Annotated in this window: 14 protein-coding genes and 1 pseudogene; 13 read left to right on the top strand and 2 right to left on the bottom strand. The window is 63.9% G+C overall.

Features of this window, described 5'->3' with window-relative positions:
- The first annotated feature begins 159 nt into the window (after positions 1-159).
- The 5 genes and pseudogenes from XI06_RS10645 (at position 160) to XI06_RS10665 (ending at position 4,435) form a co-directional block, all read left to right on the top strand.
- Entirely contained in the window at positions 160-1,068 is a 909-nt protein-coding gene (locus XI06_RS10645; RefSeq protein ID WP_271605261.1) for an amino acid ABC transporter substrate-binding protein, read from the top strand.
- Positions 1,069-1,104: 36 nt separating this feature from the next.
- Positions 1,105-1,309 (top strand): annotated as a pseudogene (locus XI06_RS10650) (MarR family winged helix-turn-helix transcriptional regulator); the annotation flags it as partial.
- A gap of 2 nt (positions 1,310-1,311) precedes the next feature.
- Positions 1,312-3,363 (top strand): FUSC family protein, encoded by a 2,052-nt coding sequence (locus XI06_RS10655; protein ID WP_271605262.1) that lies wholly within the window; start codon positions 1,312-1,314, stop codon positions 3,361-3,363.
- Positions 3,360-3,566, top strand: coding sequence for a DUF1656 domain-containing protein (locus XI06_RS10660; RefSeq protein ID WP_237858660.1), 207 nt, complete (start codon positions 3,360-3,362; stop codon positions 3,564-3,566). Before XI06_RS10655 ends, XI06_RS10660 begins: the two co-directional genes overlap by 4 nt.
- Positions 3,563-4,435: an efflux RND transporter periplasmic adaptor subunit gene (locus XI06_RS10665; RefSeq protein WP_271605263.1), complete on the top strand. Its 873-nt coding sequence runs from the start codon at positions 3,563-3,565 to the stop codon at positions 4,433-4,435. The genes XI06_RS10660 and XI06_RS10665 overlap by 4 nt, the downstream gene beginning before the upstream one ends.
- On the opposite strand, the gene XI06_RS10670 is transcribed toward XI06_RS10665, so the two are convergent.
- On the bottom strand, positions 4,432-5,541 hold the full coding sequence (locus XI06_RS10670; RefSeq protein ID WP_237858656.1) for a glycoside hydrolase family 172 protein: 1,110 nt from the start codon (positions 5,539-5,541) through the stop codon (positions 4,432-4,434). The genes XI06_RS10665 and XI06_RS10670 overlap by 4 nt on opposite strands.
- A gap of 90 nt (positions 5,542-5,631) precedes the next feature.
- The gene (locus tag XI06_RS10675; protein WP_271605264.1) at positions 5,632-7,257 is read right to left on the bottom strand and encodes a long-chain fatty acid--CoA ligase; all 1,626 of its coding nucleotides are present in this window, start codon (positions 7,255-7,257) and stop codon (positions 5,632-5,634) included.
- 177 nt (positions 7,258-7,434) lie between these two features.
- On the opposite strand from XI06_RS10675, the gene XI06_RS10680 reads away from it, so the two are divergent.
- The 8 genes from XI06_RS10680 to XI06_RS10715 all read left to right on the top strand — a co-directional run bounded on the left by XI06_RS10680 (position 7,435) and on the right by XI06_RS10715 (position 14,605).
- The gene (locus XI06_RS10680; protein WP_271605265.1) at positions 7,435-9,294 is read left to right on the top strand and encodes a flavin-containing monooxygenase; all 1,860 of its coding nucleotides are present in this window, start codon (positions 7,435-7,437) and stop codon (positions 9,292-9,294) included.
- Positions 9,295-9,299: 5 nt separating this feature from the next.
- Entirely contained in the window at positions 9,300-10,106 is an 807-nt protein-coding gene (locus tag XI06_RS10685) for a shikimate dehydrogenase family protein (RefSeq protein WP_271605456.1), read from the top strand.
- A 120-nt stretch (positions 10,107-10,226) separates the two neighbouring features.
- Positions 10,227-11,045, top strand: a complete 819-nt coding sequence (locus tag XI06_RS10690) for a lytic murein transglycosylase (RefSeq protein WP_237858653.1) — start codon at positions 10,227-10,229, stop codon at positions 11,043-11,045.
- 111 nt (positions 11,046-11,156) lie between these two features.
- Positions 11,157-11,378, top strand: coding sequence for a hypothetical protein (locus tag XI06_RS10695; RefSeq protein ID WP_194476437.1), 222 nt, complete (start codon positions 11,157-11,159; stop codon positions 11,376-11,378).
- Positions 11,379-11,390: 12 nt separating this feature from the next.
- A complete protein-coding gene (locus tag XI06_RS10700; protein ID WP_271605266.1) occupies positions 11,391-11,813 on the top strand; it encodes a hypothetical protein in 423 nt (140 codons plus the stop codon).
- Between the two features lie 387 nt (positions 11,814-12,200).
- Entirely contained in the window at positions 12,201-12,647 is a 447-nt protein-coding gene (locus XI06_RS10705; RefSeq protein WP_271605267.1) for a MaoC family dehydratase, read from the top strand.
- 96 nt (positions 12,648-12,743) lie between these two features.
- Entirely contained in the window at positions 12,744-13,241 is a 498-nt protein-coding gene (locus XI06_RS10710; protein WP_237858650.1) for a hypothetical protein, read from the top strand.
- A gap of 209 nt (positions 13,242-13,450) precedes the next feature.
- Positions 13,451-14,605, top strand: a complete 1,155-nt coding sequence (locus tag XI06_RS10715) for a helix-turn-helix transcriptional regulator (protein WP_271605268.1) — start codon at positions 13,451-13,453, stop codon at positions 14,603-14,605.
- Positions 14,606-14,818 lie beyond the last annotated feature (213 nt).

Below are 14,818 nucleotides of genomic sequence, written 5' to 3' on the forward strand. Positions count from 1 at the left end.
CTGGATGGTGGCAATGTAGCGGAGACGAAGGGCCTGCCGCCATATCGAAAGCCGCGATAACTGGTAGACGCAGGCTGGTCTGGTGGATGGGGCGTGGCTGGGCTATCAACCGCTCGATTGCGCCCGGCATGGCGGCGCAAGCGATTCTGGGAGCTCTCGATGCGTCTACCCGCCGTACTCTTGGCCGTCACTTGTCTTGCCGGCGCAGCGTCAGCCGAGGAGCTCTCCGGTACGCTCCAGAAGGTCAAGGAGACCAGGAAGATCGCGTTGGGCTATCAGGAAGCCTCGGTGCCCTTCAGCTATCTCGACGGCAACCAGAAGCCTGTCGGCCTTGCCATGGATATCTGCCTCAGGATCGTGGACGCCGTGAAGAAGCAGCTCGGCATGCCCGACATCGCCGTCGACTACGTCGCCGTGACCTCGTCGAATCGCATCCCGCTGATGGTGAACGGCACGCTCGACCTGCACTGCTCGGCGACCACCAACAATGCGGACCGGCAGAAGCAGGTCGCCTTCACCAACACGCATTTCCTCAGCGCGACGCGATTTGCCGCCAAGAAGGCCGCGAAGATCAACACCATTGACGACCTCAAGGGCAAGGCGGTGACGGCAGTGGCGGGTTCGGTCAATTTGAACCAGCTCGCCAAGGTCAATACCGAGCGCAATCTCGGCATCAAGATCATGCCGGCCGTCGACCAGGCCGAAGCCTTCCTGCTGCTCGAGACCGACCGCGCGCAGGCCTATGCACTCGACGACATTCAGCTCGCGGTCGCCATTGCGCGCTCGAAGGAGCCGGCGCAGTTCATGATCAGCGACGAGACCTTCTCAAAGCCAGAGCCCTACGGGATCATGCTGCGGCGGGAGGATGCTCCGTTCAAGGCGTTGGCCGATCGCGCGACCGCCGATCTTTACGCGAGCCCGGAGATCGAGGTGCTTTACAGGAAGTGGCTGGAATCGCCGACTCCGCCGAACGGCATCAATTACAATGTTCCGATGTCGCCGGCCCTGCGCAGCGCCTTCAAGACCCCGAGCTCGAGCGCCGATCCGGACGTGTACGTCGTAAAGTGAGGCGAGGGCGGCTTCCACCTCTCACCGCCGGAGAGGAACCGCCGTGCCAAAACGTTACATTTGACAAAGGCGGGCGAGGCCAGGGTCGAGGAGACCAACCCACCCGCTGCGGCGCGTTCGGGTGAGCCTGCTGAAGGATATCGGCGCGGACGAACTTGCGATAACCTTCGAGACGCTCCAGCGCATCGAGCAGCAAGTCAGCCGCCTGCTTGAGGCGAAGACGTTTCCAGAGGCGAAATAGTCATGCGCGAAAGTGAGCCGTTCCTGGTCCGCCACGCGGATCTGATTTTCGCCTTGAAGACGTTTGCCGCGTCGATGCTGGCGCTCGTCATTGCGCTCGCCATGGACCTGCCGCGGCCCTATTGGGCGATGGCGACCGTTTACATCACCTCGCAGCCGCTCGCCGGCGCCACCAGTTCGAAGGCCTTCTTCCGCGTGATGGGCACGCTGGTCGGCGCGATCATGACGGTGGCGCTGGTGCCGAACCTGATCAACGCGCCGGAGCTCCTGTGCCTCGCGATCGCGCTGTGGGTCGGGTTCTGCCTCTATCTGTCGCTGCTCGACGGCACGCCGCGCAGTTATGTCTTCATGCTGGCCGGCTACACGGTCGCGCTGATCGGCTTCCCCTCGGTGTCCCAGCCCGGAGCGATCTTCGACACCGCAGTGGCGCGGCTGGAGGAGATTTCGCTCGGGATCATTTGCGCGAGCCTGATCTCCACCATCGTGTTCCCCCGCAGCGTCGCACCGGCCGTGGCCCATCGCGTGGACACTTGGCTTTCCGATGCACGCCGGCTGAGCAAGGTTGTCCTGCTGCGCGAAGGCACCAACGAGACGCGCCGCGGCAAGCGCCTCAAGCTCGCGACCGACATCGTCGAGATCGACACGCTTTCCACTCATCTTGCCTATGATCGCCTGACCGACCGCAATGCCGTGACCGGCCTCGGCGAGATCCGGCTGCGGATGTTGACGTTGCTGCCGGTGATTGCCTCGATCGAGGACCGTCTGGCTGCGCTCGGCGAGGAGGCCCTGCGGCGCCAGCCGGAGCTGAAGCGCTTGCTGGAGGATCTTGCGCAATGGATCGCGAGTGACGTCAGCGCGCGGCAGCCGGCCGACCGTCTCCGTGGCGCGATAGCGGAGCAGCAGGCGGGCCTGAACGACGGTGCGTCCTGGGAGCGGATCATCACCACCAGCCTGCTGTCGCGGTTGCGCGATCTGGTCGACCTCTCGCGCGACTGCCGCGCGTTGACCGAGGCCATCGGCGAAGGCCGCAGCATCTCGACGATCGATCTTGCCTTCCATTCCGAAGCCGGCGCAGCGCCGGTGCACCACAGGGATCGCGGCCTGGCGCTATGGTCGGCGGCAGGTGCTGCGACCGCTATCCTGATCTGCTGCGCGTTCTGGATCGGCACGGGCTGGCCGGACGGCGCCTCGGCTCCGATGATGGCAGCCGTAGCCTGCTCGTTCTTCGCCGCGCAGGATGAGCCGGCGCGATTCATCCGCAGCTTCGGCCTGTGGTCGCTGGTCGCCATCGTCGTGGTCGCGATCTATCTGTTCGCGCTGGTGCCCGCGATCTCTCATATCGAGGTTCTCATCGTCGCGCTGGCGCCGACCTTCCTGCTCTACGGATTCCTGATCGGCCGGCCCGCCACGGCGGGCACCGGCATGGCGCTCGCCGCCAACACCGCGACGCTGCTCGCGCTGCAATCGACCTACATCGCGGATTTCGCGTCCTACGCCAATTCCGCCGTCGCGTTCTTCGTCGGCGTCATCATCGCCGAGATCGTGACGCGGATCGCGCGCGGGGTGGGGGCGGAGTGGATCGCCAACCGCCTGGTGCTGTCGAGCTGGACCACGATCGCAGTCGCTGCCGAACGGCGCGGAAAGCGGGATCGTGCCGAGTTCGCCGGGCTCATGCTGCATCGTCTCGGGCTGCTGGTGCAGCGTATCGCGTTCCTGTCGGAGAGCGATCGCCGCGACGCCGATAGCCTCGTGCAGCTCCGCATCGGCATCAACATCATCGATTTGCGCCGCGCGCGCTACGGCCTTGCGGCGTCGACCATCGCCGTCATCGACGACATGCTCGACCAGCTCGCTATCGCCTGCCGCAATTATGCCGGCGGAGGCATGCCGCGCGAGCTTCTGGTCAGCGTCGACCGGGCGCTGGGTCAGGCGGTGAAGGATCCCAATGACAGCGCGCGCGAAGATGCCCTGATCGGCCTCGTCGGCATCCGCCGCGGCCTGTTCCCGGCCGCGCCGGCCTATCGGCCGCGCGAGGATGCGAGTGTGGCGGCATGAGATATGTGATCGACATCTACGGCGTGCTGGTGCCGGCGCTCTTGCTCTGGATCATCATCGCCTATGTGCTGAGTGCGCTGCTGCGCCGGATCATGCAGCGCTTCGACCTTTACCGCTTGGTCTGGCACCGCGCGTTGTTCGATTTCGCAGTCTTCGTCTGCCTGCTCGGCGGCGTCGTCTATCTCTCGGAGTATCTCTCATGAAAGGAAATTTCGCCTGGCTCGGCCGGATTGCCGTGACCATCATCGCTGTGATCGCGGCGATCGGTGTCGGCCGCGAGCTCTGGGGCTACTACATGGAGCAGCCCTGGACACGTGACGGCCGTGTGCGTGCCGACGTGGTGCAGGTCGCACCTGACGTCTCCGGCTTCGTCACCGACGTCCTGGTCAAGGACAACCAGAAGGTCCATCGCGGCGACGTGCTGTTCAGGATCGATCGTGAGCGCTTTGCGCTGGCGCTGCGGCAGGCCGATGCGTCTGTCGCCGGGCATCAGGCGACGCTCGATCAGGCCAATGCCGATCTGAAGCGCTATACCGCGCTGACGACGGACGCAGTATCGCAGCAGAAGCAGGAGCAAGTGCTCGCGACCCAGCTTCAGGCCAAGGCCGCCTTCGATGCCGCGGTCGCCGATCGCGCGGTTGCCCAGCTCAATCTCGATCGCAGCGAGGTGCGGGCATCTGTAAATGGCGTGATCACCAATATGGACCTGCGCCCCGGCGTTTACGTCTCCGCGGGCAGGGGCGTGATGGCGCTCGTCGACAGCGACACGCTGCACGTCGAGGGCTATTTCGAGGAGACGAAGCTTGCGCGCATCCGCGTCGGCGACAGGGTTCAGGTCCGTCTGATGGGCGAGAAGGGTACGCTGTCAGGTCGTGTCGAGAGCATCGCCGCGGGCATCGAGGACCGCGACCGTGCCGAGGGGGCGAGCCTGCTTGCCAACGTCAATCCGACCTTCAGCTGGGTGCGTCTCGCCCAGCGCGTGCCCGTGCGCATCGCGCTGGATCCGGTGCCCGAGGCAATCTCGCTGGTCGCCGGCCGCTCTGCGACGGTCGAGGTGCTGAATCACCCCTAACCGATTTCCAGATAGTCCGGGCCGGGCAGCTCGGGGAATGATGCGGTCGGCAGCGTCTGGTACCAGAACGCGACCGAGGCAACGTCGTCTTGCAGCGGGAGATATTTCGATTCCTTGACGCCGGGCAGCCAGCCGAGGGCCTGGATGGTCACGCGCAAGTCGCTCTGGAAGCGGATCGGATCGGGGATGTGCCAACGGTACAGGCCGAAGCGCTGCTGCGACTTGTAGACGCCGTCGGGCCGGATCACCTGCGGCAGTCCGGCATAGGGCGTGGTGAACTCCACATAGCGGGATTGTCCCTGGCCGGCATGCGCGACATGGGGATCGAAATTGTAGGCGCCGCAGAAATAGTCCTCGGTGCCGGTGCCGCAGATCGTCGGGAATTCGCCGTCGCCGTCGATGAAGAACTTGATCTCGCCTTCGCCCCACCAGCCGTTGTTATTGACGCCCCAGGCCATGTAGGTGCCGACATAGTGACCGCGGCCATCGATGCCGTCGAGGATGGTGTAGACGTCCTTGTAGGGCAGCGGATTGGTGCGGCGGAACTGCGCATGGAAATAGGCGCAGTCCGCGGGCACCTCGGTCAGGGCGTAGTTGATCTGGTAGTAGACGGTCAGCGCCTCTTCGCTGCGGTTCTCCAGCGTGAAGCGGGCGCGCTTGCGGAACGGCATCTCCCAATAGCAGTTGAAGGCCCGTCCCGGATTGACGCAGACCGCGAGCGACGACACCTGCGCAAATTCCTCCCAGCCACAGGCGAAGAAATCGCCCGCCGGGCACTCCACGCTCGGATGCGCCTGGTCGTCCCAGTAGACGCGCAGGATGGAATGACGCAGCCGTCCGCGTGCCAGCGTCATCCAGATCTGCTGGATCGCGCCCTGACCCTCGATGTCCGCGAGCGTGAAGGTCGCGCCGGGCTCGATCACGACAAAGGGAGACACCTTCCAGCCCTGGCCGAGGTCGCGGGCCTGACGCGCCGCCGGGCCATCGACGGACATGCCGCCCTTGCCCTTTTCGCCGGTGAAATTCTCGGGGCTGATTGAACGCGTCTGCGCATTCGACAGGCGCGACAGATTGCCGAGATGCAGGCCCAATCCGGAAAACGCCATGATGTCCTCGATCAGGAGTTAGCGATACCGGGATATATCGCTCCCGAATCTACCAAAAGATGAAGATGACGGCGTACCGAAAGCCAGAGATTACGCGACGCGATACGCTTTGAACTTCTCGCGCAGCGCCGACTTGAGCACCTTGCCGGTCCCGGTCATCGGGAATTCGTCCAAAAATTCGACCGCATCCGGCATCCACCAGCTCGCGATCCTCGGGCGCATGTGGTCGAGCAGTGTCTTGCCGTCCACGGTCGCGCCCTTCTTGCGGACGACCAGAAGGAGAGGGCGCTCCTGCCATTTCTCGTGCGCGATGGCGACCACGGCGGCTTGCAGCACGTCAGGGTGGGACAGCGCGATGTCCTCGAGCTGGATCGACGAGATCCATTCGCCGCCGGACTTGATCACGTCCTTGGAGCGGTCGGTCAGCGTGACGTGGCCCTGCGGATCGATCACGGCCATATCGCCGGTGATCAACCAGCCGTCGCGATCGAGGCCTTCGTCGAGCTTCATGTAGCCGGAGGCGACCCAGGGCCCTCTGGCGCGCAAGTGCCCGACCGTCTTGCCGTCGCGCGGCAGCTCAACGCCTGAATCGTCGACGATGCGCAAGGTCGTGCCGAAGCAGGCGCGACCGGAGACCTGGCGCCGGTCGAAGAATTCGGTTTCGCTGAGATGCTCCGAGCCGGGCCGGAGGCCCGGCATCGAGCAGCCCAGCGCCTCCGTCATGCCCCAGGCCTGAATATAGTCGACCTTGTAATCGCGCTTGAGTTTCTCGACCATCGCGCGCGGCGGCGCCGAGCCCGATGACAACGTTGCGCGCAGCGTCGAGAATTTGTTGCCGGTGCGGCCGAGCCAGTCGAGCAGGATCAGCCAGAAGCTCGGCACGCCGGCCGAGAGCGTCACCTTCTCGCCCTCGAGCAGCTCATAGAGCTTGTCGGGCTCGTAATTGCGGCCAGGCAGGACCAGCTTCGAGCCGGTATAGGGCGCGGTGAACGGCATGTTCCAGCCGTTGCCGTGGAACAGCGGGGCCATCGGCATCATCACCTCGCGCACGCCTTCGACATGTCCGGGCAGGAAGTCGAAATTGCAGCAGGTCATGGTCTGCAGGATCGCCGCGCGGTGCGAATAGATCACGCCCTTCGGATTGCCTGTCGTGCCCGACGTGTAGCAGATGGTCGATGCGGACTTTTCGTCGAACTCCGGCCAGGCGAAGCCGGTGTCGCTCTCCTTTTCGAGCAGCTCCTCGTAGCAATGCACGTTGGCGAGTTTTGTCTCCGGCATCCGCTCGCGCGAGGACATGATGACATAGGCCTCGACCGTCTTCAGTTGCGGCGCGATCGCCTCGACGATCGGCAATGTGGCGCGGTCGATGAACAGCAGGCGATCTTCCGCGTGGTTGATGATGTAGACCAGCTGTTCGGGAAACAGGCGCGGATTGACGGTGTGCAGCACGTAGCCCATGCCCGGCGCGGCGTAGAACATCTCGAAATGGCGATGCGTATTCCAGGCCAGCGTACCGACGCGATCGCCTTGCTTCATGCCGAGCCGCTTCAGCGCCAGCGCCATGCGCTTGATGCGTGGATGAGCGTCCGCATAGGTGTAGCGATGGATGTTGCCCTCGATCTCGCGCGCGACGATTTCCGCTTCGCCGTGGTAGTCGGCGGCATACTGGATCAGGCCGCTGATCAGGAGCGGCATGTCCATCATCAATCCCAGCATCGTTCCCTCCAGATCGCCACGTCGTTGCGTGGCATACGCTATGATTTGCGCGAAAGGTTAGCGGAACGCCGCGCGGCGTTCACGCAAAAAGCGATGGACGCGATTGCATGCGTCACTTTTTCGGGGCTAAGTGGCGCCAGCTCCTGGCAAAGCAGCGGGCCGCGGTGGAGGAGATCGATGTCAGCGGAAAGACACAAGACCGGAGCAGTCGGCGTACCTACGGTCGACATTCAAGCCTTGCGTGCGCGCTATCGCGACGAGCGTGACCTGCGTCTGCGCTCCGAAGGCAAGGCGCAATATGTCGAGGTGTCAGGCGACTTTGCCCGCTATCTCGACGATCCTTGGGCCGATGCTGGCTTCTCGCGCAAAGCCTTGAGCGAAGAAACCGAAGTGCTGATCGTCGGTGGTGGCTTCGGCGGCCTGCTGTGTGGCGCGCGTCTGCGCGCGGCCGGTATCGACGATTTCCGCATCGTGGAAAAGGCCGCCGATTTCGGCGGCACCTGGTACTGGAATCGCTATCCAGGCGCCGCCTGCGATACCGAAAGTTACATCTATCTGCCGCTGCTGGAAGAGACCGGCTACATGCCGGTGCGCAAATACGCGCGTGCGCCGGAGATCTACGAGCACTCGCGCCGCATCGGCCGTCATTTCGATCTGTACGAGCGCGCGCTGTTTCAGACCGTGATCTCGCGCATGACATGGCAGGAGCAGGAGGGGCGCTGGCTGGTCGAGACCGATCGCGGTGATCGCATCCGCGCGCGCTTTGTGATCCTGGCTGGAGGTCCGCTGAGCCGGCCGAAGCTGCCGGGCATCCCCGGCATCGAAAGCTTCAGGGGCCACAGCTTCCATACCAGCCGCTGGGACTATGCTTACACCGGCGGCAGCGCGGAGGGCGGTCTCGATGGTCTTGCCGACAAGCGCGTCGGCATCATCGGCACCGGCGCCACATCAGTGCAATGCGTGCCGCATCTCGGCCGTTCGGCCAAAGAGCTCTACGTGTTCCAGCGCACGCCGTCCGCGATCGGTGTGCGCGCCGACCGCCCGACGGATACCGCCTGGGCGGAAAGCCTGAAGCCCGGCTGGCAGCGTGAGCGGATGGACAATTTCACCGCGGTGATCTCAGGCGAGCCGTTCGAGCACGATCTGGTGCAGGACGGCTGGACCGGCCTGCTCGGCGAGATCCTGCTGGCGCCGCGCCGTCAGCCACAGCCGGTGACCTCGATGGAAGAGGCGCTGAAGGTGATCGAGCAGGCCGACTATCGCAAGATGGAGGAGATCCGCGCCCGCGTCGATGCGATCGTGAAGGATGAGGCGGCCGCAGCGGCGCTCAAACCCTGGTACAAGGCATTCTGCAAGCGGCCGTGCTTCCACGACGAATATCTCGACACGTTCAACCGCCCCAACGTGCATCTGGTCGACACCAAGGGCAGGGGCGTGGAGCGCATCACGGAGAACGCGGTCGTGGCTGGCGGCAAGGCCTACGAGCTCGACTGCCTGATCTACGCCAGCGGTTTCGAGGTTGGCACCGACTATGCACGCCGCATGGGGTTTGAAGTCTACGGTCGCGACGGCAAGAGCCTGTCCGAGCGCTGGCGCGATGGTGTCAAGACGATGCATGGCTTCTACAGCCGCGGCTTCCCGAATTGTTTCCTGATCGTGACGGTGCAGGCCGGTCAAAGCGCCAACTTCCCGCACATCATCGACGAACAGTCGCAGCACATCGCCTATGTCATCGCTGAGGCACGCAAGCGCGGCGCAAGAACGTTGGAGCCGACGCTCGCGGCCGAGAACGCCTGGGTCGATGAGGTCGTGAAGGCCGCGGTCGGCCGCCAGACTTATCTGGCCGAATGCACCCCCGGCTACTACAACAACGAAGGCGTGTTCGATCCGGTCGCGGCGCGCAACAGCCAGTATTGGCGCGGACCGATGGCGTTCCTCCGGCTGCTCGCCACCTGGCGGAAGGAGGGCAATCTGGACGGGCTGGAATTGACCTATGGAGCCGACGCGAAGAGCCAGGAGGCTCCGGTCTCGGCATGAACGGCATGATCCCGGCTCCGACGGGGGCGACCCGGCTCTACGTCATCATCGGCGATCCCATCGCGCAGGTGCGTTCACCCGCGGGTGTTTCCGCGGAGTTCGCTGCGCGCGGCCATGACGGCATTCTCGTCCCGGTTCAGGTTGCGACCGACGATCTTGCCGATTTTCTCTCGGTGGCGAGCCGGTTGAAAAATCTCGACGGCATCGTCGTGACCATTCCGCACAAATTCGCCTGCTACCAGGCGTGTGCTAGCGCGAGCGCTCGCGCGCACTTCCTGCGCACTGCGAACCTGATGCGCCGGCGTGCCGATGGTTCGTGGCACGGTGACATGGTGGACGGTCTCGGCTTCGTCGGCGCCGCGCGGACGAAGGGGATTGATCCCAAAGGGATGCGAGCTCTTCTTGTCGGCGCCGGTGGGGCCGGCTCGGCCATCGCGCTGGCGCTGGTCGAGGCCGGCGTCAGGGAGCTCGCCATTCACGATAGCTCGGCCGAGCGACGGGATGCGCTGATCGGCCGGCTCAACGAGCTCGGCAAAGCACCCGTGCGGTCGGGCAGCGGCGATCCCGCAGGCTTCGATTTCGTCGCCAATGCGACACCCGCCGGGATGAAGGGCGGCGATCCGCTTCCCGTCGACGTTATCAGGCTGGCGCCGTCAACTTATTGCGGCTGCGTCATCACCAAGCCGGAAATCTCGCCCTTCATCGCGGAAGCCCGCAAGCTCGGCTGCGTCACCGCGACCGGCACCGACATGTACCGGCAGCACCAGGGCATCATGGTGGATTTCCTGCTCGGGACCGACGGCAGCCTTTGATTCATGTCAAGCGTATTGCGTGCATCGATTGCACCGGTCGGGGCTTGAGCTGATACGGCTGACGTAGGATCATGCCCATGCGCGAGCCGGTCGCGCAATTTGAAAGAAGGATACGCTGGAATGACTGAGGGCAGGACCGTTGCGACGGCGATGATCGGCGCGGCCGCGCTGCTGTTGTTCCTGGCCCCCTCGGCCATGGCTGCGCAATGCGGCAACGGGCCCGGCGGATTCGAGGCCTGGAAGCGCGAGTTCAGCGCGGAAGCGCAGGGCAAGGGCATCGGGCAGACCGCGATCGCGGCGCTGATGCAGACCAATTATGCCAGCGCGACGATCAATGCCGACCGCAGCCAGCACAGTTTTTCGCTGTCGCTCGACCAGTTCCTGGCCAAGCGCGGTGCGACCACCATCGTCGCGCGCGGCCGGTCGCTGAAGCAGTCGCAGGCAGCGATGTTCGCCTCGATCGAGCAGCGTTATGGCGTGCCGCCAGGGCCGTTGATTGCGATCTGGGGCATGGAAACCGGTTTCGGCAGCCAGCGCGGCAACCAGAACATGCTCTCGTCGATCGCAACGCTCGCCTATGACTGCCGTCGCCCCGAATTCTTTACCGAGCAGCTCTATGCGGCGCTGAAGTTGGTCGACCGCGGCGCGCTGTCTGGATCGACCCGCGGCTCCATGCATGGCGAGGTCGGCCAGACCCAGTTCATGCCCAAGAACATCCTGGCCTATGGCACCGGCAATCTCGACGTCGCCGCCAACGCGCTGAGCTCGACCGCGAACTTCCTCAAGGCCAACGGCTGGCGTGCGGGAGCCGGTTACCAGCCCGGCGAACCGAATTTCGCCGCCATCCAGGCGTGGAATGCGGCCGGCGTCTACCAGAAAGCCATCGCGCTGATGGGCCGGCAGATCGACGGGGGTGGCGGGGCGGCGGCCGTGCGTTGAGCTGCTCCGCAAGGCGTGACTGGGCGTCTCAGAGAAAGTTGTTGCTTTCGGGAACTGACGGCACGAGGTTTGCTTTGATCAAGTTCAGGGCTGGGCATGAGGAGACTCAACATGGCTACCCAGATCGTGATGGATCAGACCGGCGATACGCGCCACGAGTTTGATCCTGAAAATGCCGAAGCGTTGGCGCGGGCCGAACAGCGCTTTCGGGAATTGACCGGCGCGGGCTTTACCGCGGCGTACCGGACCGGGCCCGGCGAAGTCACGCGTATCAAATCGTTTGACCCGACCGCGCACGAAACGCTGTTCTATCCCCGCCTGGTCGGCGGTTGATCTGAACGGTCCATGATCGCGGTCTTCAGGCTTCGCGCGCCCGCGCGAGCGCGTCTGCACGCGCTCCGCGAGCTCTACCGGCGCTTCTTTGGCGAGAACACGCCAGAGGCGCGGGGAAGGAGGCTATTGGCTGAATGGCTCACCGACGAGCAGCGCGCTCAGTTCGAGCAGCACCGGCACTTTGACGTCATCGGCTGCGACAGCGGCAAGCGTTATCGCATCCACTACGGTACTGCGGCCAATGTCCACGAGATCGACGCGTCAGGCAATGCAACGATGGGGTGGTGCTTCGTCCCGTCAGGCTTCCTGGTGCCCGGCGACGTCATGCTGTCGCAGAAGATCGCGCTCGAGACGGACGAGAAGGGGGCGCTGGCGCTCGCCAACCGGTTTCCGCCGGCGACGCATTCAGAGCATTTTTACCGGCGTCCGTTCTAGGCTACCGGGATCGCCGGTCAGAAGTGGGTGGTGCGATAAGCGTCCACCGCATGCGCCGCGAAGACGCCGATGCTGCAAAGCACGAGGAGGGCTGAGATCAACTCGATCATAGCTCATCCTCCCCAAGCGGCTGGGCGACGAGATGTTGGCAGCAGGCATATTCGCTGATCAGGTCGAGGAAGAATTGCATGACGCACGTCCCTGTATGATTTTGACAACCAGATAACCGGCCGTCTGTTTCAGGCGTGTTTCGTCGAGATAGGAAAGGGGTTTCGCGGGGAACCGGGACCTGGCCTGCAGGCCGCCGAACCGCTACATCCCCGTCACCGATCCATCCTCTGGCCGTGCGCAATGCGCGCGCGGCATGTCACATTTCGAGGCAAAATCATGGCTCAGGTCGCCTGGTTCGACGATCTCACCCTGGGGATGCGCTTCAAATCCCCCGAGGTCGTGGTCAGCGAAGCCGACATTAAGCGGTTTGCCGCCGAGTTCGACCCGCAGCCGATGCATCTCGATCATGAGGCCGCCAAGGACACCCTGTTCAAGGGGCTGGCTGCCTCGGGTTGGCACACCGCGGCGATCGCCATGAACCTTGCGATCCAGACCCGCCCCTTCGGCCCGCACCCGCTGATCGGAGCCGGTGTCGACGGGCTGCGCTGGACCATTCCGGTGCGGCCGAATGACCGGCTGCATCTGGTCGGCGAGGTCATGAGCCTGACGCCGTCGAAGTCGAAGCCGCAGGGCATCGCCATGGTCAAATGGACGATGTTCAACCAGGACGGCGAGGAGGTTTACACCTTCACCCCGATCGCGATCGTGCCGCGGCAGGCGTAGGGAGCGCGCATTTCGCCACCGGCTGCGTCGAGCCGGCCCTTGCGGCTTTCCAGGAGAGATGGTCAGCTTGGCGTGGGGAAAACGCTGGAGGCTGACATGAAACGATTCTGCCTTGCCGCTGGACTATTCGCCGGGGCCTTGATCGCCGGGCCTGCGCTCGCGCAACAATCCAAGGTCGGTGACTGGACCATCGAGAAACGCAGCCAGGACACCCATTGCAACGCCAGCCGCGGCTACAAGGACAAGGACGACGAGAACCGCGACTACGTCATCGTCATCACCTACTCGGACAAGGCCATCGTCATCGTGATGATCTATGACGGCTGGGAGTGGGACAAGGTCGGCGAGATCCTGCGCGCCGACGTCGGCACCGACGATGCCGACATCATGTCGAAGGCGAAGTGGGAGGTCATGGACAAGACCACCGTGCGCGGCATCTTCGAATACGATCAGTCCATCATGGACCGCCTGTCGAAAGCCAAGCGTCTGACGCTGGACTTCGAGGACGATGACGACGACAGCATCGAGATGCAGATCCCGCGCGCCGGCGAGGCGCTCGCCGCGCTGAAGTTCTGCGAGGAGAACCGGAAATAGAGATCCGTGCCCTCAGGCGCGGTCGATTGAGCAGGCAGCGAGCGGACGCGTGATATCAGGCACACAGTCCGCCCGCTGTTCGCTTTTATCCTAGTCTTTGGCGAAAACGTCCAAGCCGCACCCTGCGGTTGACGTTACGCAAGGACGATGTTCGATATTCCAGCATTTTTATCTTACGTTTTTGCTTCGTCCCCGGCGTCGTTCGTCCGATGACAATGCTGGAGGCGAACAGGTTCTCCTCGCTCGTCGGCGAGATCTACGATGCAGCGGTCGACCCAGCGCAGCGCGGTGCCGCGCTGGAGCAGGTCGCGGGGTTCGTCGGCGGCTCCGCCGTGACCATTCTCTCGCGGGATGCCGCCAGGCTCTCGCTCGAGATCCACCAGCACTACGGAACGGATTCCCGTTTCCGCGAGCTCTATCGTGACAGGTTTGTCGAGCTCGATCCGCTGCTCGATCGCCACCTTGATCTTGCTGTCGAACGGACCGTCGGCGTGGCCGACGTCATGCCCTATTCGGACTTCGTGGCGACCAGCTTCTACCGGGAATGGGTGGAACCGCAGGGCGCGGTCGACCTCGCGACCGTCACGCTCGAGCGGTCGACTGCACGCACGACGATTCTTCAGGTCATGCGCAGCCGGTCGCGTGGAAACGTCGATGATGCGATGCGCGAGCGCATGCGGTTGATTGCGCCGCACATCCAGCGTTCCCGCGTCATGAGCAAGCAGATCAGGGCCCGCTCGCACACCGTCGCCGATCTTGCGGAGGTCCTTGATCGCCTCAGCACCGCAATCTGCCTGTTCGATGCGGAGGGACGGGTTGTCCACGCCAACGCGGCCTGCCGCAAAATGCTCGCTGACGGCGGTTTGCTCGCGATCGTCGGCGATCGCGTCGTGGCCCGCAACACCCAAGCCGACAAAATATTCCGCAGTATGTTCGATGTTGCCGCCAACAGTGGAACCCCTCCGGCCGAGCGCCGCAGGATCGAAGTCATGACGTCGACTGACGGTCAGCACTACCTGGCTCACGCCTTTCCGCTGACGCACGAACGCAGCCTGCAACGCGATGGCGTCGCGACGGTGCTGTTCCTGCAAAAGGCCGCGATGGCGGCCCGGCTCGCCACGGACGCGATCGCTGCTGCATTCAGGCTGACACCGTCTGAAATCCGTGTGTTGACCGCCATCGTCGAGATCGGTGGAGTTCCCGATGTCGCGGCAAAGCTAGGAATTGCCGAGACCACGGTGAAGACCCATCTCGGCCGTCTGTTCGAGAAGACCGGCGCTGGCAGGCAGGCCGATCTCGTGAAGATCGCGGCAGGCTTTGCTGCTACGTTCGTTCAGGCGACCGGCCCTGACGACGCCGTGTGATCCAATTCATATTGTGCGCGACGAAATTGCGCGATCTCATTCCATTGTGAAGGCGAGGCGACACGCGTCCTCCGAACGTATGACGCGTGTCATTTGACACTTTCGTATGGAACGTTTCCTGAAATGAGAAGGGCAATGCGTGCCACAACGATTATGCGCGATGGCACCGGATACGGGTGCGGGGAAACAACAGCGCGTGGCCGAGCCTGCTCT

The organism is Bradyrhizobium sp. CCBAU 11434, assembly GCF_028128895.1.
Taxonomy (GTDB): Bacteria; Pseudomonadota; Alphaproteobacteria; order Rhizobiales; family Xanthobacteraceae; genus Bradyrhizobium; species Bradyrhizobium zhengyangense.

What these genes read in the sequence shown, in the direction of transcription:
- XI06_RS10645 (WP_271605261.1), top strand. Translation starts at nt 160, where the DNA reads ATGCGTCTACCCGCCGTACTCTTGGCCGTCACTTGTCTTGCCGGCGCA.
- XI06_RS10655 (WP_271605262.1), top strand. Translation starts at nt 1,312, where the DNA reads ATGCGCGAAAGTGAGCCGTTCCTGGTCCGCCACGCGGATCTGATTTTC.
- XI06_RS10660 (WP_237858660.1), top strand. Translation starts at nt 3,360, where the DNA reads ATGAGATATGTGATCGACATCTACGGCGTGCTGGTGCCGGCGCTCTTG.
- XI06_RS10665 (WP_271605263.1), top strand. Translation starts at nt 3,563, where the DNA reads ATGAAAGGAAATTTCGCCTGGCTCGGCCGGATTGCCGTGACCATCATC.
- XI06_RS10670 (WP_237858656.1), bottom strand. Translation starts at nt 5,541, where the DNA reads ATGGCGTTTTCCGGATTGGGCCTGCATCTCGGCAATCTGTCGCGCCTG.
- XI06_RS10675 (WP_271605264.1), bottom strand. Translation starts at nt 7,257, where the DNA reads ATGCTGGGATTGATGATGGACATGCCGCTCCTGATCAGCGGCCTGATC.
- XI06_RS10680 (WP_271605265.1), top strand. Translation starts at nt 7,435, where the DNA reads ATGTCAGCGGAAAGACACAAGACCGGAGCAGTCGGCGTACCTACGGTC.
- XI06_RS10685 (WP_271605456.1), top strand. Translation starts at nt 9,300, where the DNA reads ATGATCCCGGCTCCGACGGGGGCGACCCGGCTCTACGTCATCATCGGC.
- XI06_RS10690 (WP_237858653.1), top strand. Translation starts at nt 10,227, where the DNA reads ATGACTGAGGGCAGGACCGTTGCGACGGCGATGATCGGCGCGGCCGCG.
- XI06_RS10695 (WP_194476437.1), top strand. Translation starts at nt 11,157, where the DNA reads ATGGCTACCCAGATCGTGATGGATCAGACCGGCGATACGCGCCACGAG.
- XI06_RS10700 (WP_271605266.1), top strand. Translation starts at nt 11,391, where the DNA reads ATGATCGCGGTCTTCAGGCTTCGCGCGCCCGCGCGAGCGCGTCTGCAC.
- XI06_RS10705 (WP_271605267.1), top strand. Translation starts at nt 12,201, where the DNA reads ATGGCTCAGGTCGCCTGGTTCGACGATCTCACCCTGGGGATGCGCTTC.
- XI06_RS10710 (WP_237858650.1), top strand. Translation starts at nt 12,744, where the DNA reads ATGAAACGATTCTGCCTTGCCGCTGGACTATTCGCCGGGGCCTTGATC.
- XI06_RS10715 (WP_271605268.1), top strand. Translation starts at nt 13,451, where the DNA reads ATGACAATGCTGGAGGCGAACAGGTTCTCCTCGCTCGTCGGCGAGATC.